This is a genomic window from [Clostridium] citroniae WAL-17108 (genome assembly GCF_000233455.1).
GTDB lineage: Bacteria > Bacillota > Clostridia > Lachnospirales > Lachnospiraceae > Enterocloster > Enterocloster citroniae.
On record NZ_JH376422.1, the window covers coordinates 331,282 to 351,781 of the forward strand.

The window sequence follows — 20,500 nt, forward strand, 5'->3', positions numbered from 1 at the left end:
AGAAAACAGCCTGTCATGCATCATGCATAACAGGCCAAATCCATCTTTATTACTGATCCAATATCTGCTCCGTATTGCGCTTACTATAGAGAATCCTTCGTACTTCCATTACATCCTCTATAACCACATAATAAATCGTATAATTTCCCACATAAATCCGGATTTTTAAAGTTAAACATAAAATAATCCAGAATTTCCTCCATATCGGACACAAACAACGGAAGATACCGAAGCTTATACACTCTATTTCCCATGAATCCTCTCTTTCAGGCTTCCAAACACATCTTCATGTGTATACCGGATACTGCTCTGTTTTGCCTGCGCATCCGCCTCCTGCATCTTCATCTCCACATCACCGGTCAGCCTGGAATATTGCTCCAGACTCAAAACCACCATGCTCCCATAGCCGTTTTTGGTCAGGTATACCGGTTGATTCTCCTTAACAAGTGCTTCTATTTCGGGGAATTTATTTCTTAAATCTGATACAGGCCTTATCTCAATCATAATATTTGCTCCTTCCATCTGATATCATAATATTATCATTATTTTATCTCAATTTCAAGTATGGCCTGTTTTCTTTTTTAACGCACACCAGGGCCTCCTCTCATATCATGCCGCCTCCGGCCCCATATCCGCAGGGATACAGACATTGCGGATCTCGCTCATGTCCACATCTAACGGCAATGATTGGTTGATATTGATTCAAAGAAAATTAATAAAACCAAGCTCTTCTACGGCTTATAAAATGATTCGTAATGGCACCTTACCCGATCCGAAAAAAACGAAAGGACATAGATGCCCATTTTCTCATTTGGTGTAAATTGGTGTCAAATTGGTGTCAAAAGGGCGTCCTGCCTACGCAGAACGCCCTCATATACGTACTTATTTACCTAAAAATACTTCTTGCTTCCCCAAAGATTACTCTTCTTTAAATCCAGATACTCATTATAAGCCTTTTCCAGTATCTGCTTCTCATTAGAAAACTTCAGCAGATGGTATGCCTCATAAAATTTATAATATCCTGAATCCAGAAAGTATTCTTCCCGCTGTGGTTTGCTGTAATAGCTGTCGGCCATCATCAGATACCAGTGTACGTCCTTTTCCACCACATCCTGCGGGGTATTAAAGGAGTATTGGCTCTTGCCGATATACTTGATAATGGATGCACTGACACCGGTCTCCTCTTTCACTTCCCGGAGCGCCGTTTCCTTATATTCTTCGCCAGCTTCTACTGTTCCCTTAGGCAAAACCCATCCTTCATATTTATTCTTATAATTTTTGTAAAGGACGAGAATCTTCCCTCGAAATATAACCACACCGCCGCAGCTCGTTGCTTCAATCATTGCAATCCCTCCTGGTGTTGGTGTGAACCTGGTTGTAATACAGCCCTGATCATTCACAGGGCCGTGCTAACCATAACTGGTCTTAGTATACAACTTTTGGAAGGGATATGCAAGGTTTATCTGTGTTTTGAATTGGGAGGTAATTGGGAATTATACTTGGAGATTTTACATTTTTATTTATTTTTCCCCTTGTTGCCCCATCTGCTTCTTTCCGTTAATCCAGCCCATTCATACCATTAAACACCTTTTCCGCCGTAATGGGCAGCTCCCTGATCCGAACCCCCACTGCGTTGTATACTGCATTGGCAATGGCAGGTGAAGGCGTGTTGATCACGATCTCACCAATGGATTTGGCTCCGTAAGGCCCTGTGGGCTCGTAGCTGCACTCAAACTCCACCTGTACGTTTCCAACATCCTGGCGGCTGGGAACCTTGTACTGCATAAATGAGTTTTCATGCACTCTGCCTGTTTCAGAGTAAGTCACATCCTCATACAGGGCCATACCGATTCCCTGGGCCAAACCGCCCTCGGTCTGTACCCTTGCCAGGTTGATGTTCAGAGGAGTGCCGCAGTCCACGGCTGCCACAAAACGGATCAGCTTCACATCCCCTGTCTCCGTATCCACTTCCACCTCTGCGGCTCCTGCCATAAAAGGCGGCGGGGACACAGGTGAGGAATGGGACTCCGTGACCTGAAGGGCGTCCTCATTGCTGCACATAACTCGGTTTCCTATGTCTTTGATGGTCATCTCTTTCCTGGTCCCGTCCTCCTCGCAGGAAAGCTTGTATACGCGTTTGCCGTCAAACTCCAGCTCGTCCTCCCTGCACTCCAGGTACCTGGCTGCCTTGTGCAGGATCTTCTTTTTCAGGGCTTCGCAGGTTTTTACCACTGCCATACCGGTAAGGTATGCCGTACTGGAAGCATAGGAACCTGAATCATAGGGTGAGATGTCGGTGTCGGTTCCGTAGACCACAATGTCCTCCAGTTCACAGCCCAGACTTTCCGCAGCCACCTGAGCCAGGGTGGTGTCACATCCCGTGCCCATGTCCGCGGCTCCGATCATCAGGCTGTAGAAACCATCGTCATTGACCTTCACACACACGCTGGCCACATCCACGCCGGAGATGGCAGAGCCCTGCATGGCCATGGCAAGTCCCACGCCGCGCACCTTTGTACCGCTCACTGCCCTTCTGGGGTATTTCTCATCCCAGCCTATCATTTCCTTGACCTTTGCAACGCAGCGGTCCAATGCACAGCTGTTGGCCGGCTCACCGTAGTAAGCAGGCATAATGTCCCCTTCCTTTACCATGTTCAGCTCCCGCATGGCCACAGGGTCCATGCCCATCTGGGCCGCCAGCTCACTGACAGCTGACTCCACAGCAAAGATCCCCTGGGTGGCCCCGTATCCCCGGTATGCGCCTGCGGACATACGGTTGGTGTAAACCACGTCATAGGCAAACCGGAATGCCTTGGGTGTGCGGTACAGCGGAATGGACTTATGGCCCGACAGTCCCACTGTGGTCGGTCCGTGCTCACCATAGGCGCCTGTGTTGGACAGAGTGTACACATCCATTGCCTGCAGGACTCCTCTGTCATCGCAGCCCAGCTTTACCCGCACTTCCATCTCATGGCGGGGTGAGGATGCGATTTGGGACTCATAGCGGCTGTATATGATCTTAGCGGGCTTGCCCGTCTTCATTGTGACAATGGCGGGATAAACCTCTGCCACCACGGTCTGTTTGGCGCCGAAGCCGCCGCCGATCCGAGGCTTGATCACCCGGATCCTGGATTTGGGAACGTCCAGGGCATGGGCAAGGATACGCCTTGTATGGAAGGGCACCTGGGTGGATGCCACGATATTCAGGCGCCCGTACACATCCATGTAAGTGTATGCCCGGAATGTCTCCATCATGGCCTGCTGGTTTGCCTTTGTATGATACACGCGCTCAATGACATGGGTACACCCTGCAAACGCTTCCTCCAGGTCTCCATGGGTCTCCTTTCCCGAGGCGCACAGGTTCCTCCTGTTGTCGGCGCCCACATCGCAATGGCTCTCCCAGCTGTCCTCAGGGTGCACCAGGATGTCCCCATCCTTGGAGTCATGCATGTCCAGCACCGGCTCCAGCACTTGGTACTTCACACGGATCAGGCGCATGGCATGGTCCACGGCCGCCTCAGTTTCACCGGCCACAACAGCCACCGCATCCCCCACAAAGCGCAGGCGCTCATCCAGGATCAGCCTGTCGTAAGGGCTGGGCTCCGGATAGGTCTGCCCTGCCATGGTAAAGCGTTTCCGGGGCACGTCCTTATGTGTGATGATACACTCAATGCCCGGGATCTTAACCGCTACCGCGCAGTCGATCTCAGTGATCAGCGCATGGGCATAGGGGCTTCTGAGCACCTTTACCACCAGGCAGTCCTTCAGCGCCAGGTCATCTGTAAACACAGGCTTTCCTGTCACAAGCGCCTTGGCATCTTTTTTAATCACCGGCGCGCCTACGATACGGAAATTCCTCATCTGTAAATTCTCCATCAGACATCACCTCCCACGCCATTTTTCCTGTCCAGATATTGTTTCACCGCCCGCAGCTGGGACATGTATCCGCTGCAGCGGCACAGGTTGCCTGACAGATATTCCCGGACCTCATCCTCATCCGGATGGTCCAGCTCCTTTTCCATGGCCAGCACATTCATGATAAACCCGGGGCTGCAGAATCCGCACTGCTCCCCGCCCTCAGCTGCCAGGAACATGCCGAACTCCTCCGCCTCCTTCTGAAGGCCCTCCAGTGTGGTCACATGGCGTCCGTCCACGCGCACTGCCAGGGTGGAACAGGAGAGCACCGGCTTTCCGTCCAGCCATACCGTACACAATCCGCAGTTAGCTGTCTCACAGCCCCGTTTCACGCTGTAACACCCCAGTTCCCTTACCAGGTCCAAAAGAATTACATCCGGCTCCACATCCGCCTGCACATTTTTTCCGTTTAACCGAAACTGTATATTCATCCTATGGTCACACTCCTTCCTGTGAGACGTTCCATCAGGCGGCGGATATAGACAGATGCCAGCTGACGGCGGTACCGGCTGCTTCCCCTGGTATTAGTGCCATAGGTAAATGAATCAGCCGCCTCACGGGCCAGCTGGGCCAGGCTGTCATAACCGTCATCCGTGATGGTTACCACCTGGGCCTTGGACGGTCTGGCCCCCACAGCCACATACCAATTGCTGCCCCTGCGGGATACACAGCAGGCCAGAAGCGGAAAATCCGTACTGCTGTTCCTCTGTGTGGTATAGGCCGCCTTGCGCCCGTCCTTTTTTATGATCACGCGCACCAGGATATCCTTGTCATCCCTGCGCACCGGTCTTTTTGCAAACTCGGACAACGGCATGATCCCTCCGTGGTAAAGCTCCACATAGGTGTCCAGAGCCATCATGCATGTAAGAATGTCTGAAAAACCGAAGCGGCTGTAGATACTTCCTCCCACAGTTGCACAGTTGCGCATCTGCACTCCCACAATGTGACGGGTACATTCCCTGAATATGCCGCCAAAATACTGGTTCAGCCCCTGGTGTGTCTCTATCTGGCGCAGGGTGCTCATACATCCGATCCTGAATTCCTCCCCTGTCTCCTCTATCTGATCCAATCCCAGACCTGACAGGTCCACGATCGTACGCTTTGTCACATTGGTCATCTTCAGCCAGACCATTCCGCCCACTACCAGGCTGCTGCGTTTCTGGCACAGCTCATAAGCTTCTGCCAGGCTGTCCACTTTTACATAATCTTCCGCTCGAAACACGCGCGTTCTCCTTTCTTGTCATAGACACTTAGCAAGATAATCGTGCAACACTTCCCTTTCCCTGGACCGGGTTTGAAAAAGCTCCGGTATATAAGGAGATAAAAGGGCAAAACAAACAGGGAGATTATAACATGAAATCTCCCTGTTTTCTACAAATATCGTTATTCTTTTACAAGATAAGACCGGTTTCACCGGCTCATATAAATATCAAACAATTGCCGCGCAATGGGCGCCGCCGCCCTTCCTCCGCTGCCGCCTTCCTCCACCAGCACGGTAACCACCAGCCTGGGTGACTCGGCCGGGGCAAATCCCGTAAACCAGGCATGTGTCTCCTTCCCGGTCTCAAACTCCGCCGAACCGGTCTTGGCCGCCACCGTATAGGCATCCGTGCGCACACCGGAACCTGTCCCCTCTGTCACAACCGCCCGCATCAGCTCCGTAAGTCCGGCCGCCTCCCCGGCTGTCATCAGGCTTCCATAGGCGGAGGGCATAAACCTCTTTATCTCCTCGCCCCCGGCCGACTCAACCGAACTCAGGAAATAGGGCTTCATCAGGGTCCCGCCATTGGCAATGGATGCTGTTATCATGGCGTTGTGAAGAGGCGTGATCTGGGTGGTTCCCTGCCCGATGGATGTCTGGAGTATTTCCCAGGTATCGGCCCCCGGCCCCATTTGGAAGGAGCTCTGTTTATAGGGCATCCCTGCCACAGGAAGGGGCGAATCAAACAGCAGGCTTTTTGCTGTTTCCCTGAATTTTCCCAGGTTCAGGTCCAGCCCCAGGCTGGAAAATGCACCGTTGCAGGAATTTGCAAATGCCAGGGTGAAATCCTGATGGCCGTGGGCCGTGCTGTGGTAGCATTTAATCCTGTAATCCCCATTCTCGTACACGCCCCTGCAGTCAAACTGATAGTCCCTGTAATTGTCCGGATGCTCCCTCATATATTCCAGGGCGGTCACGATCTTAAAGGTGGAGCCGGGCGGGTACAGCCCCTGGGCCGCGCGGTTTAACAGCTGGCCCTCCCTATTCTCCCCTGATGTCAGAACATCCCAGTCCTGAAGCAGCGTATTGGGGTCATAGCCCGGTTTTGAAACCATGGCCAGGACCTTGCCCGTATCCGGCTCCATGGCGATCACAACGCCTTTCCGGTCCCCCAGGGCAGCGTAAGCTGCCTGCTGTAGCTGGGCATCCAGAGTGGTATAAACATTATCTCCCAGGTTCTTGTGGCCTGCCAGTTCATTGGCCACCTGTTCCACCAGGTTCACATGGGATGTGAGCAGGTAAAAGTTAGCCATGGCCTCAATGCCGGTTTTTCCCTTGGTGGAATAGCCCACCACATGGTCAAAGACACTGCCGAAATCGTAGACCCGTGTCTCATTCCCCTCCCCATCCACCTGGGTCTGAGCCAGAACAGTGCCGTCCGCTGCCAGGATCTTCCCCCTGACGATCCGGTCCGAAAAACTGTCCAGGCGGGCATTGTACGAGTTATTGATCACATCCTCGCTCCTGACCTGGAGAAAATACCCCAGATACACGGCCAGTCCCAGGAACACGGCCACCATGAGATAAGTGACCCCCAGAATGTTTTTATTAGCCCTTGGATTGGGATTTGCTTTTTTTGCCATGGTTCCATCTCCTTCCTTTGAGCATATCCGAATACCGGCCTGCCGCCGCGGACCAGGTTCTAGCCTTCCTCCAGCTCCTCCTGGTCATTGCGCTTCAATATATACAATCCCTGGATCATGCCAAACAGGATAAATGTGCTGAGTATGGAGCTTCCCCCATAACTTACAAAGGGCAGGGTCACCCCGGTGGAGGGAATGAACTTTGTCACGCCGCCCACGGTCAGGAATACCTGGATTATATATTCCATCCCCAGGCCAAAGGCGATCAGTTTATAGAATACAGCCTGCATGCTGGTGGCGATCATCATGAACTGGATAAAACATCCCAGGCAGATGAGGAGCACACAGATGGCAAAGATGCCTCCCATCTCCTCGGACACAGCGGAAAAGATAAAATCCTTTTCCACCACAGGGATCTTTCCCGGCATCCCCTGGCAGAGTCCCATGCCGAACCAGCCGCCCGTGCCAATGGCAAACAGGGACTGGGTGATCTGATACCCCTTGTTGTCAATGTCCGCCCAGGGATTGCTCCAGGCCAGGACCCTGCGCTTAACATGGTCAAACAGCTGGTAGGCCCCCACGGACGCACCCGCTCCCAGAATGGTTCCCGCCCCCAGATAAAACCAGTTATTGGTGGCCACAAACAGCATGAGCAGGTAGGTGATAAAAAAGATCAGAGCGCCCCCAAGGTCCTTGGACAACACCATAATAAGCACATGGGCAGCCGCCACAGCGGTTGCTGTCACAACTGTCTTAAAGTCCGTGGACTGGTAAAACATGGAGGCTGTAAAGAGCACAAAGGTGAGTTTCACAAACTCGGAGGGCTGTACGGAAAATCCTCCAAACGTCAGGGACAGCTGAGCGCCAAAGCTTTCATTTCCAGTCAGGTATACAATAAGAAGCACCAGGATCCCGGCTCCCGCGTACACCCACTGAAGCTTATACAGCTGCCACACCCGCTCCATCACATAGGGGACCAGCCAGGACAAAGCCGCTGATATGACCACGATCACAAACTGGCGCACCGCCTTATCCAGCCCCTTGTCCAAGGACAGCCTGGTGAGCATGATAAAACCCACGCAAAGCAGCATGCACGTATTGTTCACCAGCAGACGGGAGACATTCCGGTACAGGAAACGGTACATATAGATATAGCACAGAAAGAACACCACCTGGGCCACGTAAAATGCAATGAGCATCATCTTAACGCCTTCATTCCCGGTCTTTAAGTACATGACCAGGTACGCCAGAAAATGGATGGAAAACATGGCCCGGTTCTGTCCGCCGCACACCCTCCGCTTCTTTTCCATATCCTGAAAGGAAAAAAAGCGGAAGTTGGCATAGGTGTAAACCGCCATCAGCAGTATCATCAGATATTTTGAAACCTCAACGATCAGATTGGTCATAAACGTCACTCCACTCCGCGCTTAAAATGTCCCCTGGTAAAATCCTTAAAGGGAGGTTCAGCCGTTTCCCCGCCCATAAAGGCCTTGGAAAACGCTTCCAGTACCTTACCTGTCTGCTGCCCGTCCTCCACTGTAAACTGAAGACGGACACGAGCTGTACCCATGTGCCGGATCAGGCCTTCATTTCCCAGCAAAGACAGGGGGGACGGATTGTAGATGGTATTGTAACAGAAATGGCAGTGATTTTTCACCATCAATACTGCCCCGGTCCGGTCCTTCATCCTTAACAGGCCGCGTTTATGGGTACATGACTTAACGGTCCTGGTTATGCATTGGGCCGACACCATCATGGGCGCATATCCGTATACCACCAGTTCTCCCGGCACCCCGGCACGGCTGCAGGCCGCAAGCACAGGCTCCAGTTCCCGGCTGTTAAGCTCCCACGGCATGGTCACTGCCCGGGGTTCCCTTGAAGCCAGTTCGCCAATGGTCCTGCTGTTCCAGGCGTAAACAGACGCGTCCGTTATAAACGGCAGGGCGATCTGCTGGTCCTCCAGCCACCGGATCTCTTCCAGGGCGCGGACCACCACTCCGTCAAAGCCTGCATGTTTAAGTTCCGTCATATGGTCTTTAAAAAACACAAGGGCATGGCTCCTGAAAATATGGGGCAGGGTGAGATAACAGGATTTCCCCCTCTTATGACACCGGTCCGCCGTACCCTTCCATGTGTCCGGACCGAACCCATCCGCATCCACATACACATCGGAAACCTCCTGCTGCCTCAGTGCGGGTTCCAGCTGGCAGGGCTCCTCCAGGGAAACGGCAAGGATCCAGGGTTGGGCTGCCGGCTTCTCTGACGGATCAGTCCTGTCTTTGTTTTCAGACAGCACTCCCTCTTTAGACATCCCCGGCCCGCGTCTATACTCCTTCAGTATGGCGGACTGCAGGGATTCCAAGCCGGATCTTCGCAGTTCGTTCAGGGCCTGCACAGGTAGGAACAGATCTCCCTTCAGCTCTGCGCTCAGACGTTCAAAGACAAATGGCGTGTTGCCTGTTTTGTTCAGCTGTTTTAATACTTTTTCCTCTGTCATGGGCTGCTTCTGTGCCGCCTCGGGCGCCTGCCCGCTGACAGCCGCCTTAACACCGCCACAGCTTAGGGTCATGACAGACGGCTTTCCTGTCTCCAGAATCACATGGCCGCTGACAGGCTCCTTTTGCTGTGCGGTCACATAGGTGCGGTCCAGATAATCAAAAAGCTTCTGGTTCCCCTCCCTGAATTCCGGCTTTTCCTTAAGTGCCACCATATCCCGTCCATTGTGGGCTTCATAATACCCTGAGGTAAACCCTCCGCGGTCGAACAGGTCCAGAAGCATCTTCCGGTCCGCCTCCTCTACTCGGTACCCCCTTCTTCCCTGTTCCAGGTAGAGGTCCACGTACCTGCGGTAAACACTCACCACCCCGGCCGTGTATCTGGGACTTTTCATCCTGCCCTCTATCTTCAGGGAATACACGCCGGAATCAATGATATCCGGCAGTATGTCCAGGGTACAGAGGTCTTTCAGGCTCAGGACATGCTTTTCATTCTCCCGGTTCAGGGCGGCAGATTTACCCTCCCCGCCCTCATACACCCGGTAGGGAAGACGGCAGGGCTGGGCGCACCTTCCCCTGTTCCCGCTTCTTCCTCCGATAAGGCTGCTCATCAGGCATTGGCCTGAATAGCAGTAACACAGGGCGCCATGGACAAAACTTTCAATCTCCACATCCACCTGCTCATGGACGCGGCGTATCTCATCCAGGGACATTTCCCTGGAAGTCACCACCCGGTTGCAGCCAAGGTCTCTTAGCATTCTGGCTCCATACACGCTGGTGATGGTCATCTGGGTGCTGGCATGCAGCTCCAGGCCGGGGAAATTCTCCTTCATGACCTGTAACGCTCCCAGGTCCTGCACGATCACTCCGTCCAGTCCCTGATCATAGTAGGGCTTCATGTATGCCGCCAGCTCTTTTAGCTCCGATTCCTTAAACAGGGTATTGACCGTCATATACAGCCTGCGTCCGTGCAGATGCACATGATCAATGGCCTCCACAAGCCCCTTTTCATCCGGATTATCCGCATAGGCCCTGGCCCCGAACCGGCTGCTTCCCATATAAACCGCATCTGCGCCAGCCGCCACAGCCGCCTTCATGCTCTCCCATGAACCGGCCGGCGCCAGTATTTCCACCTGTCTTTTTTCCATATTCCTACAACCTTTCCTGAAAGAAAAAATGCCTCACGTATCCCCATGAGACATCCCCCTGTATCTGTCACAGCGTCCGGGCAAAAGCCCGTGCTGCCTTATCTGCGCCCGCCCCTGTGTGAATTGGCCTTCTTAGCTGCCTGCAAGGCCCTTTTTGCAAGCTCCTCATCGGAAATGCCTGCGGTCTGTGCGGTCTGTAATGTAGCTGCAGCTTCAGCTGCTCCGGTCTGCTCCGGTCTGCTGCCTGAACTGCTTTCCCTTTTGTCTGTCGTGTCCTGTGCCCTCTGTTCCCGGGCAGCCTGTCCCTGTGCTTCCTGCTCCCGCATCCTGTCTTCCTGCGCCGGGTCCGGCATCTCTGCACCCCCTGCATCCGCAGTCTTTGCTGCCTGGGTCACTGCTTCCACCGTCTCCACCAGCTCTGCCTCAGAGACAGTCTTAACATCTGATACCATTCTTACCTGAGAGAGTTCTCCTTCCTCCCTGCTGCTCTTAAGGGCTTCGTACTCCTCCCTGACTTCCTTTAATTCCCCTTCCATCTGGGCTATGGTCCTGGTAAAGCGGTCCAGCTCCTTCTGCCGTTCCTCCAGGTCCTTTAACACTGCCTCCAGCTTCATCTGGGTGCTTACCAGCTCATGCTTTAAGCTGTATGTTTCTTTCTCCATGTCATTCTTCTGGCGTTCCATGCCCTCGCCCCATTCCATGGCTTTGAAATAGTCATCGGCAATGTTCAGTTCCGTCATGACCATCTGATAATCCGCGTTCTGCTTTGTAAAACCGGGCAGTCTGCGCATCTGGGCGTTCTTGTCATTTACATAGCTGGCAGCCTTCTGAAGGTATGCCTCCTCCTCGATCCCGCCCAATGTATATATCTTTCCATCTATTAAAACCTGTGTATAATTCTTAGAATCCATTCTGCTCTCCTGTTTTTCGTGACACCGATCCGGTGCCGTATCATGTCTGACGACATTATACCATATCATATCCAAAGCCTCAAGACCGTGTATACAGCGTTTTTCTACATTTTAAGTCCCAGATGGTGATAGGCCGATTCCGTTGCCATGCGGCCTCTTGGAGTCCTGTTGATCAGGCCGTTCATGAGCAGGTACGGTTCGTACACTTCCTCCAGCGTGCCGGAATCCTCTCCCAGGGCGGCTGCCAGGGTATCCAATCCCACCGGACCGCCGGAAAATTTTTCAATGATCATCAGCAGGATATTCCTGTCATTCTGATCCAGCCCCAGCTTGTCCACGTCCATGATATCCAGCGCAAAATCAGTTACTTCCTTTGTGATCACACCGTCATATTTGACCTGTGCAAAATCCCTGACCCGCTTTAAAAGACGGTTGGCCAGCCTGGGGGTACCCCGTGACCGTCTGGCTAACTCCAGGGCCCCCGACTCCTCGATCTCCACCCCCAGCACACGGGCTGAGTGAAGGATGATGGTGGTCAGCTCCCCGGGAGAATAAAACTCCAGCCTCTGCACTACACCAAACCGGTCCCGAAGCGGCGCTGTGAGAAGGCCGGCCCTGGTGGTGGCCCCCACCAGTGTAAAATGAGGCAGGTCCAAACGTATGGACCTGGCAGTGGAGTCCTTTCCCAGCATAATGTCAATGGCAAAATCCTCCATGGCCGGGTACAGCACTTCCTCCACCTGCCGGTTGAGGCGGTGGATCTCATCCACAAACAGCACATCCCCCTCCTGGAGATTGTTGAGGATGGCGGCCATCTCACCCGGCTTCTCAATAGCCGGCCCGCTGGTCACCTTCATATTGCTTCCCATCTCATTGGCAATGATCCCCGCAAGGGTGGTCTTGCCCAGCCCCGGAGGGCCGTAAAACAGCACATGGTCCAGGGCCTCATTCCGGTTCCTGGCCGCCTCTATATATACATTCAGGGTGGACTTAAGCTTTTCCTGCCCCACATAATCCTTAAGACACTGGGGGCGCAGGGTAACCTCCATGCGCTCTTCCTCCGCCGTCACTTCCGTTGTTATAATTCTGCGTTCCATACACACCTCAACCAATCATTATCATCCGCCCTTGCCCTCAGCGGCCAGGGGGACCTTTGTTTTCCCTTGCCCACTGCAGATATGCTTACAGGAAAGACAGATGCTTTAAGGATGCCTTTAACACATCCTCGGATGTCATCCCATCCACGATCTCCACCTGTTTCACAGCCCTTGACGCCTCTGAGTTGGTATACCCCAGGGCCACCAAAGCCTGGACCGCCTCCTTAGCCGCTTCCGCCAGCCCGGCCATGGCGGCCGCACCGGAACCTGTCCCCAGATCCGTCCCTGAAGCCATGGACCCCAGCACATCATCCATGGATATCTTGTCCTTCAGATCCAGGATCATCCTCTGGGCTGTCTTGGTCCCGATCCCCGGAGCCTTTGCCAGGGCTTTCACATCCTCGCTCACAATGGCAAGCCTCAGGTCATCCGGCCTGAGCACGGATAAGATCCCCAGGGCGCCCTTTGGCCCGATCCCGTTTACCCCCAGCAGCTGCCGGAACATGTCCCTGTCCTGGGGATGGAGAAAACCATACAGCGTCATGGCGTCCTCCCTCACCTGAAAATATGTATAAACCGTCACTTCCTGCCCCAGCCCCGGCAGTTCCGGAAGCAGGGAAACAGGCACATGGACAGCCAGTCCCAGGCTGCCGGCCTCCACCACGATCACATCCTCTTCAATGCCCATAAGAGGCCCTTTTACGTATGAAATCATATCTTGTTCCCATTCTTTCTCTGTTTCATTTCCTGCCATTCATCATAACATACCCCTTATCCCAATGCAAGCGGGTCGAACAAATATTCTGTTTCGGCCACTTGCATCAGAAGGGATTATGGGTTAAACTACCTTCAGTATACAAGGAAAACTGACAAACCACAGATCACAAAGGAGTGATACCCATGATAACCATCAAGCATCCCGTTGACCTGCCTGATACATATCCCCTGGAGCGGATCGGCGCCCTCCGGGACCTGCTGTTTTTTGACATTGAGACCACTGGATTTTCCGGGGACACCTCACAGCTCTACCTGATCGGCTGTACCTACCATGACGGCTTTGGCTGGAAGCTGGTCCAGTGGTTTGCGGACACCAGGGAATCGGAAGCCCAGCTGCTGACCACATTTTTCACATTCATGGAACGGTTTAAGGTGCTGGTGCATTTTAACGGAGACGGGTTTGATATCCCATACCTGCTGAAATGCTGCAGACGGCTGGGCCTGGATTACAATTTTGACAATATTGCCAGCGTGGATATTTACAAAAAAATAAAGCCCTACCGCAAGCTTTTGGGCCTTGAGAATATGAAGCAGAAATCCATCGAGCAGTTCTTAGGCGTATCCCGGGAGGACAAATACTCCGGCGGACAGCTCATTGAGGTGTACAGGGATTACCTGGTCACCCACGAATCCTTTCTGTATGACCTCCTGATCCTGCACAATGAGGATGACTTAAAGGGAATGCCCTCCATCCTTCCCATCCTCAATTATGCGGATATGATGGAGGCGCCCTTTGCCCTGGACTCACAGCAGCTCTACTGCGCGGACGGCATTCCCGGTCCCTTTCTGAACCTGACCTGGAAAAGTCCCTATTCCATCCCGGTTCCCCTGGAATACGACACCGCCCCGGTGAGCCTGGAGCTCCACCGGGACGTGCTGACATGCAATATTGCCCTGTATCAGGGTGAACTGAAGTACTTTTATCCCAATTACAGGGATTACTACTACCTGCCCTTTGAGGACACGGCGGTCCACAAAAGCGTGGGCGAATACGTGGACAAGGATGCCAGGAAAAAGGCCACTGCCCGCACCTGTTATTCAAAGAAGTGCGGCCTGTTCCTGCCCCAGTTCGGCCCGCTGTGGTCCCCCTGCCTGAAGGAGGATTACAAAGCGCCCCTGGACTATGTGGCATATTCCCCGGACCTGCTCTCCGACTCAGATTCAGCGGACTCATATGCCCGCCAGATACTGGACTACATAAGCCATAAGCGGGAAGCATAAGTTCCGTTCTCCAAAAGGCCTTGAGGGGAACAAACGCACCTTACCGTACCTGTGCGGTTTAGGAATGCTGCACAGGAGGCCTTCCATGTATCAGCTTTTCCAGAAGCATGGCTCCGGCTCCCACGGTAAGGGAGTTGGAAAAGCTCCCCAGGCGCTGGAAGGTCACATCCTGATTGCCGGTAAAGCCAAGGCGTGCCCGGGCTGTTTTGACCGCCGTATCATAATACAGTTCCGACTCCTTGACCATAAGCCCTGCCAGGATGACCTTGTCCGGGCAGATGATATTGATGTAATTGGCCAGGGCGATCCCCAGCATATGCGCCTTATCCGTAATGGCATTCACTGCGGGAATGTCATTGGCACGGGCAGCAGCGCACACCTGCTGGATTGTTACATGGTCCACATCCCCCCCAATCATGGTGCTGTGGCCCCGTTTTACCTCTTTGGAAAACCCTTCCAGGACAGCGGGTATGGCCGCATAGCAGTTAAGGCACCCGTATTGTCCGCACTGGCATAGGGGGCCATCGTAGTTGATGACCATATGGCCAAAGGCATCCTCGAAAAACGGGGAGTTCCCTGTGATATGTCCATTCTGTATCACAGCGGACCGGATATTCATGGCACACAGCACATAGATGATGTTGCTGCTGTCCCGCGCCTTTCCGTGATGATATTCCAGCATGGCGGCTGCGTTGATCCCTTTTTCCGCATACAGTGTCAGGGGGATCTCCTCCTGCAGCCGCTGCAGGATCGGGTAGCCGTCCCACTGCTCATTCATGTACTGTATAATGGGCTTATAGAGCACACCCTGCTCATTCTTGATGGCGCCGAACACGCTGACCCCCATCCCCAGGAAGCGATTCTCATCCGCCCCCAGAAAAGCAAGCTGATTCCGGTAGGCCTGTCCAATGCGGGCGATTATTTCATCCGGCGTATCCTTGGCTCCTATGGAAATGCTGTCGATCTTCAGCACATGGAGCGCCATGTCCGCCACTGCGACCTCACAGTAGATGGTGGATATATTGACACAACAGATCAGATAGCTTTGGCTGTTGATGGAATATAGGACGGGTTTTCTCCCTCCGGAAGAATCCGCCACACCGCTTTCCAGGACCAGCCCCTTTTCACACAGCTCAGTCATATAGCGGTTAACGGTGGAGATCCCCTTGCCCATACAGCGGCAGATATCCGCCTTGGTGGCAGGATTGTTGCGCAGTACATAAGAAAAAGCATCCAATGCCCCCTCTGAGAGCTGTAATGAATCCCACTGCATAACATATTCCCCCATTTCGTTAACTTTCTTTTTCTGCAACCCAACTTGATCATTGTCATCATTATATCGGACTTCAAAGGATTTTGTCAACGGATGGACGGAGAGGAAAAGAGGACGATTCACTTCTCCTCCAGATCAGGAATTGGTGAAAACAGGGATGGATGGAATGTTTTCAGAAATGCTTCCTGACCGCCAAACCGGTCTAACAGCGCCCTCTGGGCAATCCGTGCATCCTCTTCCGCCTTTTCAGGGTCCACCAGGGTGCGAAGTTCCTTCTCCATTCTTCTTATCACTTCACAATACTCCGGGTCCCCGGCCAGATCCCTGCATTCCTCCGGGTCCTCCTTCAGGTCAAAGAGCTGGGGCCGTTCCCCCACATAGTGGATATATTTAAAGCGTCCCCTGCGCAGCATAAACTCCCCGGTATAGATGCCAAAGCCCAGATATTCGGAATACACCGCCCGCTCCGGCTCCTCCTTTCCCCCTGCAAACGCAAGAAGGGAACGGCCGGGCAGTCTCCTGTCCTCCTCACACATCACACCTCCCAGACACTCAATGGCAGTGGGGTAAATATCCACCAGGGATACCCCTGTGGCGTTCCGCTTCCCTTTCCGGATGCCGGGCCCGCTAAAGATCATGGGAATGGAAACGCTTCCCTCGTACATGGTGGACTTAAAGAACAGCCCATGCTCCCCCATGGTATCGCCATGGTCCGTGCAGTACAGGACGCGGGTGTTTTTATCCAGCCCCGTTTCCTTCAGTGCCTTAAGGACCACGCCCACCTGGGCATCCAGGAACGAACAAAGCCCATAATAGATGCGGATGGCATTGCGTTTCACGGAATCAGGAAGATCCTCCTGGCAGCAGTAACGGCGGTAATCATCCACCACCGGATGATGGGGCCATTCTTCCCGGTCAAACTGCACGGGAAGCGGAAGGGCCTCGGGGTCAGGGTAAAGATCCACATATTCCTGCGGCACGACCAGCGGAAAATGGGGAGCCACAAAACCGGCCATCAGCGCAAAGGGGCTTTGGGAGACACTGCCCTCTGTTCTTAAAAATTCAGCCGCCCGCCTGGCCACCTCCCTGTCATACCTGGTGTAATCAGATTCCCCGGCCCTGGCCTCCTCCAGGGCTTTGCAAAACTGGGGCCTGGTGATCTGTCTGTCACGGATTTCCCCGTACACATCCCCAATCCCGTCCTTAATATGAAGAGGAATGCGCTGGTCCGGGAAACCGGTCTCCGGCATGTCCCCCTTAAAATGCAGCTTTCCAATGGTGGTCACTGAAAATCCCTGTTCTGTCAGACGGCTGCCCCAGCTTTTGACCTTTCCGTCATAAGCATAGGCATTGTCCCAGTAGCCGTGGCGGGACCCGTAATCCCCAATGGCCATGGATGCCCGGGAGGGCACGCATACGGGACAGTTTGCATACGCGGCGTCAAAGCAGACCCCATCGGCCGCCAGCGCATCCAGACAGGGGGTTTTGACTGCCGGATTGCCATAGCAGCCCAGCATATGTTTGCTGTGCTGGTCGCTGAATAAAATTAAAAGATTGGTTGCTTCAGTCATTGTTCCACTACTCCATTCATGAATTTATTTTCGTCTTCTGCCGGGTGCGGATCGTGCGCACGATCTGAATGATGAGCAGTAAAATAGTGAGCACAAGTACTGTTCCGGAGATCGGACGGGTAAAAAAGTTAAAAAATGTTCCATAGCTGGACATCATGCCCCTGCGGAAATTAAGTTCAATAATGGGGCCCAGTACAAATCCCAGCACAATGGGTGCAGGAGGGAACTCAAACCAGCTCAGCCCATATCCCACAATGGCAAAAAACAGAATGGACCATACGTCAAAGATGCGGTTGTTCATGGCAAATGCCCCAATGCTGGCCAGGACCATCACAACTGGAAGCAATATGTTCTTTGGAATGGAAAGCAGTTTCAGGAATACAGGCAGGCCGTAGATCTGGATCAGGAGCATCATGATGTTTGCCACGATCAGGATCGCAAACATTGCATAGATCACATCGGAATACGTGTCAAAAAGCAGCGGACCCGGCGTGATGCCCTTGAGCATAAAGGCGGCCAGCAGCATGGTGGTGCCTGCGTCCCCGGGGATTCCCATGGTCAGAAGGGGGATCAGCGCTCCTCCGGACACCGCGTTGTTGGCAGTCTCCGATGCGATCAGACCGTCAATACAGCCCGTCCCATAGCGCTCCGGATGCTTGGACATTTTCTTGGATACGGAATAAGCGATCAGGTTGGAAATGGCTGCCCCCAGACCTGGAAGGATCCCGATCCCCACCCCCAGCAGGGAGGACACGGTAAAATTCTTAAACTGTTCCCTAAACTCCTTCCATGTGACTCCCAGCCCCTTTGACTTATAATTCAGGGGCTTCATGTCTCCCTGGTCGGAGGCTGCAGCCACCTTCAGCACTTCGGCCACTGCATAGATGCCGATCATCAGGGGAAGCAGCTTCAGGCCGCCGTCCAGGCTGGTCAGCCCAAAGGTGTATCGCCGCACCGTGTCCACGGGAGCCATTCCTATGGTGGTGAACATGACTCCGATAAGTGCGCTGACCAATCCCTTTACAATGGATTTGCCTGAAAGGCTGGAGATCAAAAGCAGGGACAAAACCGCAATGGAGAAATATTCCTCATAACTGAATTTAAGCGCCCACTTGGCCAGTATGGGAGAGATCAAAAACAGCGCCGCCAGGCTGACCATGCCTCCAAGGAACGAATACAGGGTGCCCACGCGGATAGCCCGGCCTCCCTCTCCCCGAAGTGCCATGGGATGACCGTCAAAGGTGGTGGCCACAGAGGCCGGCGTACCAGGTATATTAATGAGGATGGCCGTGATCAGGCCCCCGGAAATGCTGCCTATGTAAATCCCCAAAAGCAGGGACATGCCATTGACGATCCCCATGCTATAGGTAAGGGGCAGTGCCAGGGCAATTCCCATGGAGGATGTCATACCCGGGCTGGCTCCGAAAAAGATGCCCAGAAATGTGCCCAAAAGTCCAAGGAGCAGGCACAGCGGATTCATAATCTGCGAAAAACCTATGATATAATTTGCCATAATCTCCTCCCTCTCAGAACCAGCTTGCCTTGGGCAGCATCAGTGAAAATCCTTTGTAAAACAGATAGTAAATCCCTGCTGAGAGCACAGCGGACAGGACCAGATAAAATACAATATCCTTTGCCTTCAGCTTTCGTCCGGCGATCAGCAGCATCTGGCTGAACAGATAAAGAAAGGCCGCAAATGCAAAACCAATCTTATCCAGCAGCCAGCAGAACACGGCAAAGCTGACCAGGACCAGAAGCGTTTTTACAGCCGGTGCAAGCACATGCTTTTCGCGGTCCCGCCCCATCACCCGGTCAGCCATTTCCTCCGCATCCACACTGTCTGTTTCCGGCCGCGGCTGCCGAAGATGCATCACGGCTGATACCGCCAGGGACATTGACAGTCCCATGAGGACGACACCGCAGATCTGAGGAAACATCCGCGAACCCACGATCTGGTCAATATAGGTAAGCTTGATGGAAAACGACATTAAAAAATAAATCAGCCCCACCGCAAACAGCACGGCTCCCATGATAATATCTTTGTATTTCTTCATTTTTCCCTCCCAGTGAGACTCCAAAGGACCGCAAAAACGCCCAGGCGCGCTCAAAAGCGATCCCCCCGTCTTCTGTGATACGATGTCAATACTGTTATTTGCTGTAGTGTTCCTCCAGAAGGTCCTGATATTCCACCAGGCGGGTTTTACAATTTTCAAAGTAGGCAGGCATATCGGCAGGAGCAATATAATCCACTCCATACATCACGTCCGCGGCTTCCTTTTGGAAATCAGGATCCTGGCAGATCTGCTCCAGTGCGGAGGAGAACTTTTCAATAATGGCCGGATCCGTATCCTTTGGAAAGAAACAGCCGAAAAACTTGTCAACCACAAAATCCACCCCTTCTTCCTTCATGGTGGGCACGTCCGGATAATCGGGATTATGTTCCTGGTTAAAAAAGGCCAGAATGTGGAAATCCCCGGAAGCCACATAATCCTTTGCAAGCCCCACGGGCGCTTTCATAAAATCAATGTGGTCCCCCATCATGGATGCGATCTGGTCCGATACCGCTCCCGCGTCCACCAGCTGGAAGGAAACGCCGAAATTATCTTCCATCATGGCAATAATGGCAGTGTCATTGGTGGCAAGCTCTGTTCCGAACTTGATGGTGCCCGGGCTGGCCTTTGCAGCATCCGCCAGTTCCGGGACTGAGGCATACTTTTTGCTCAGCAGACAGGTGGTATAGACCTGGAAGGGAATACCCGCACACGCAAAAGCATCGTAATCAAAGTCCGTTGTTCCTGCGATCTTATTGGTGAGGATGGCTTCGTGGGCTACCAGGAATGTGTAGCCGTCCGCCTTTGCATTCTTTACGTCATTGGCCGCTATGCTCCCTGCACCTCCTGTTGTGTTTGTCACAACAAAGGACTGCCCCATATACTTTTCCATATACTTTCCGATCAGGCGGGCCGCCGTGTCAATGCCTCCTCCGGCATTGGCTCCCACAATGATCTGGACCGGTCCCTCAGGCCAGGCAATGTCCTGGGAATCAGCCTCCTTGGCTGCAGAAACCGTGGATGATGCAGGAGCGGCAGAAGCCCCTGTTGTGCCGGAATCAGCAGAGCCGCATGCGGTGAGGCCTCCAATCATCATGCTGAGTGCAAGTGTAAGACATACCATACGTTTTTTCATCGATTATTCTTCCTCCTTTTTCTCTTGGTGGTAAAAAGTAATGTGCGAATTTTCCTATTTTT

The 20,500-nt window shown here is 53.2% G+C and carries 17 protein-coding genes; 1 reads left to right on the plus strand and 16 read right to left on the minus strand.

What is annotated here, in order from left to right:
- Positions 1–243: 243 nt before the first annotated feature.
- The 11 genes from HMPREF9469_RS14765 to ruvA form a co-directional block, all read right to left on the minus strand.
- Positions 244–504 carry a type II toxin-antitoxin system Phd/YefM family antitoxin gene (locus tag HMPREF9469_RS14765; protein WP_007863246.1) on the minus strand — a complete coding sequence of 87 codons (261 nt, stop codon included), beginning with the start codon at positions 502–504 and terminating at the stop codon, positions 244–246.
- A gap of 386 nt (positions 505–890) precedes the next feature.
- Positions 891–1,343, minus strand: coding sequence for an NUDIX hydrolase (locus HMPREF9469_RS14770; RefSeq protein ID WP_002567924.1), 453 nt, complete (start codon positions 1,341–1,343; stop codon positions 891–893).
- 214 nt (positions 1,344–1,557) lie between these two features.
- Complete coding sequence (locus HMPREF9469_RS14775) at positions 1,558–3,876, minus strand: xanthine dehydrogenase family protein molybdopterin-binding subunit (RefSeq protein WP_007863248.1); 2,319 nt, start codon at positions 3,874–3,876, stop codon at positions 1,558–1,560.
- On the minus strand, positions 3,876–4,346 hold the full coding sequence (locus HMPREF9469_RS14780; protein WP_007863249.1) for a (2Fe-2S)-binding protein: 471 nt from the start codon (positions 4,344–4,346) through the stop codon (positions 3,876–3,878). The genes HMPREF9469_RS14775 and HMPREF9469_RS14780 overlap by 1 nt, the downstream gene beginning before the upstream one ends.
- Positions 4,343–5,137 carry an FAD binding domain-containing protein gene (locus HMPREF9469_RS14785; RefSeq protein WP_007863251.1) on the minus strand — a complete coding sequence of 265 codons (795 nt, stop codon included), beginning with the start codon at positions 5,135–5,137 and terminating at the stop codon, positions 4,343–4,345. Before HMPREF9469_RS14785 ends, HMPREF9469_RS14780 begins: the two co-directional genes overlap by 4 nt.
- Before the next feature lie 188 nt (positions 5,138–5,325).
- The gene (locus HMPREF9469_RS14790) at positions 5,326–6,759 is read right to left on the minus strand and encodes a peptidoglycan D,D-transpeptidase FtsI family protein (RefSeq protein WP_007863253.1); all 1,434 of its coding nucleotides are present in this window, start codon (positions 6,757–6,759) and stop codon (positions 5,326–5,328) included.
- A gap of 59 nt (positions 6,760–6,818) precedes the next feature.
- Positions 6,819–8,165, minus strand: coding sequence for an FtsW/RodA/SpoVE family cell cycle protein (locus tag HMPREF9469_RS14795; RefSeq protein ID WP_007863255.1), 1,347 nt, complete (start codon positions 8,163–8,165; stop codon positions 6,819–6,821).
- 5 nt (positions 8,166–8,170) lie between these two features.
- The gene (locus HMPREF9469_RS14800) at positions 8,171–10,402 is read right to left on the minus strand and encodes a U32 family peptidase (protein WP_007863256.1); all 2,232 of its coding nucleotides are present in this window, start codon (positions 10,400–10,402) and stop codon (positions 8,171–8,173) included.
- A gap of 98 nt (positions 10,403–10,500) precedes the next feature.
- Positions 10,501–11,313 carry a cell division protein ZapA gene (locus HMPREF9469_RS14805; RefSeq protein WP_007863257.1) on the minus strand — a complete coding sequence of 271 codons (813 nt, stop codon included), beginning with the start codon at positions 11,311–11,313 and terminating at the stop codon, positions 10,501–10,503.
- Positions 11,314–11,417: 104 nt separating this feature from the next.
- Positions 11,418–12,410 carry a Holliday junction branch migration DNA helicase RuvB gene (gene ruvB, locus HMPREF9469_RS14810; RefSeq protein WP_007863258.1) on the minus strand — a complete coding sequence of 331 codons (993 nt, stop codon included), beginning with the start codon at positions 12,408–12,410 and terminating at the stop codon, positions 11,418–11,420.
- An 85-nt stretch (positions 12,411–12,495) separates the two neighbouring features.
- Positions 12,496–13,125 carry a Holliday junction branch migration protein RuvA gene (gene ruvA, locus HMPREF9469_RS14815; protein WP_007863259.1) on the minus strand — a complete coding sequence of 210 codons (630 nt, stop codon included), beginning with the start codon at positions 13,123–13,125 and terminating at the stop codon, positions 12,496–12,498.
- Positions 13,126–13,310: 185 nt separating this feature from the next.
- Here ruvA and HMPREF9469_RS14820 point away from each other — a divergent pair, with 185 nt between their 5' ends.
- Positions 13,311–14,408 carry an exonuclease gene (locus HMPREF9469_RS14820; protein WP_007863260.1) on the plus strand — a complete coding sequence of 366 codons (1,098 nt, stop codon included), beginning with the start codon at positions 13,311–13,313 and terminating at the stop codon, positions 14,406–14,408.
- A 58-nt stretch (positions 14,409–14,466) separates the two neighbouring features.
- Here HMPREF9469_RS14820 and HMPREF9469_RS14825 read toward each other — a convergent pair whose 3' ends face one another.
- The 5 genes from HMPREF9469_RS14825 to HMPREF9469_RS14845 all read right to left on the minus strand — a co-directional run bounded on the left by HMPREF9469_RS14825 (position 14,467) and on the right by HMPREF9469_RS14845 (position 20,438).
- Entirely contained in the window at positions 14,467–15,681 is a 1,215-nt protein-coding gene (locus HMPREF9469_RS14825) for an ROK family transcriptional regulator (RefSeq protein WP_007863261.1), read from the minus strand.
- A gap of 119 nt (positions 15,682–15,800) precedes the next feature.
- Positions 15,801–17,252, minus strand: a complete 1,452-nt coding sequence (locus HMPREF9469_RS14830) for a sulfatase-like hydrolase/transferase (RefSeq protein WP_007863263.1) — start codon at positions 17,250–17,252, stop codon at positions 15,801–15,803.
- 16 nt (positions 17,253–17,268) lie between these two features.
- Complete coding sequence (locus HMPREF9469_RS14835) at positions 17,269–18,765, minus strand: tripartite tricarboxylate transporter permease (protein WP_007863265.1); 1,497 nt, start codon at positions 18,763–18,765, stop codon at positions 17,269–17,271.
- Between the two features lie 13 nt (positions 18,766–18,778).
- Entirely contained in the window at positions 18,779–19,306 is a 528-nt protein-coding gene (locus HMPREF9469_RS30680; RefSeq protein WP_007863267.1) for a tripartite tricarboxylate transporter TctB family protein, read from the minus strand.
- Positions 19,307–19,400: 94 nt separating this feature from the next.
- Positions 19,401–20,438 carry a tripartite tricarboxylate transporter substrate binding protein gene (locus tag HMPREF9469_RS14845; RefSeq protein ID WP_007863269.1) on the minus strand — a complete coding sequence of 346 codons (1,038 nt, stop codon included), beginning with the start codon at positions 20,436–20,438 and terminating at the stop codon, positions 19,401–19,403.
- Between the last annotated feature and the right edge of the window lie 62 nt (positions 20,439–20,500).

Excerpts from the sequence above, each read along its gene's own strand:
- HMPREF9469_RS14765 (WP_007863246.1), bottom strand. The coding sequence starts at position 504 with ATGATTGAGATAAGGCCTGTATCAGATTTAAGAAATAAATTCCCCGAA.
- HMPREF9469_RS14770 (WP_002567924.1), bottom strand. The coding sequence starts at position 1,343 with ATGATTGAAGCAACGAGCTGCGGCGGTGTGGTTATATTTCGAGGGAAG.
- HMPREF9469_RS14775 (WP_007863248.1), bottom strand. The coding sequence starts at position 3,876 with ATGGAGAATTTACAGATGAGGAATTTCCGTATCGTAGGCGCGCCGGTG.
- HMPREF9469_RS14780 (WP_007863249.1), bottom strand. The coding sequence starts at position 4,346 with ATGAATATACAGTTTCGGTTAAACGGAAAAAATGTGCAGGCGGATGTG.
- HMPREF9469_RS14790 (WP_007863253.1), bottom strand. The coding sequence starts at position 6,759 with ATGGCAAAAAAAGCAAATCCCAATCCAAGGGCTAATAAAAACATTCTG.
- HMPREF9469_RS14795 (WP_007863255.1), bottom strand. The coding sequence starts at position 8,165 with ATGACCAATCTGATCGTTGAGGTTTCAAAATATCTGATGATACTGCTG.
- HMPREF9469_RS14800 (WP_007863256.1), bottom strand. The coding sequence starts at position 10,402 with ATGGAAAAAAGACAGGTGGAAATACTGGCGCCGGCCGGTTCATGGGAG.
- HMPREF9469_RS14805 (WP_007863257.1), bottom strand. The coding sequence starts at position 11,313 with ATGGATTCTAAGAATTATACACAGGTTTTAATAGATGGAAAGATATAT.
- ruvB (WP_007863258.1), bottom strand. The coding sequence starts at position 12,410 with ATGGAACGCAGAATTATAACAACGGAAGTGACGGCGGAGGAAGAGCGC.
- ruvA (WP_007863259.1), bottom strand. The coding sequence starts at position 13,125 with ATGATTTCATACGTAAAAGGGCCTCTTATGGGCATTGAAGAGGATGTG.
- HMPREF9469_RS14820 (WP_007863260.1), top strand. The coding sequence starts at position 13,311 with ATGATAACCATCAAGCATCCCGTTGACCTGCCTGATACATATCCCCTG.
- HMPREF9469_RS14825 (WP_007863261.1), bottom strand. The coding sequence starts at position 15,681 with ATGCAGTGGGATTCATTACAGCTCTCAGAGGGGGCATTGGATGCTTTT.
- HMPREF9469_RS14830 (WP_007863263.1), bottom strand. The coding sequence starts at position 17,252 with ATGACTGAAGCAACCAATCTTTTAATTTTATTCAGCGACCAGCACAGC.
- HMPREF9469_RS14835 (WP_007863265.1), bottom strand. The coding sequence starts at position 18,765 with ATGGCAAATTATATCATAGGTTTTTCGCAGATTATGAATCCGCTGTGC.
- HMPREF9469_RS30680 (WP_007863267.1), bottom strand. The coding sequence starts at position 19,306 with ATGAAGAAATACAAAGATATTATCATGGGAGCCGTGCTGTTTGCGGTG.
- HMPREF9469_RS14845 (WP_007863269.1), bottom strand. The coding sequence starts at position 20,438 with ATGAAAAAACGTATGGTATGTCTTACACTTGCACTCAGCATGATGATT.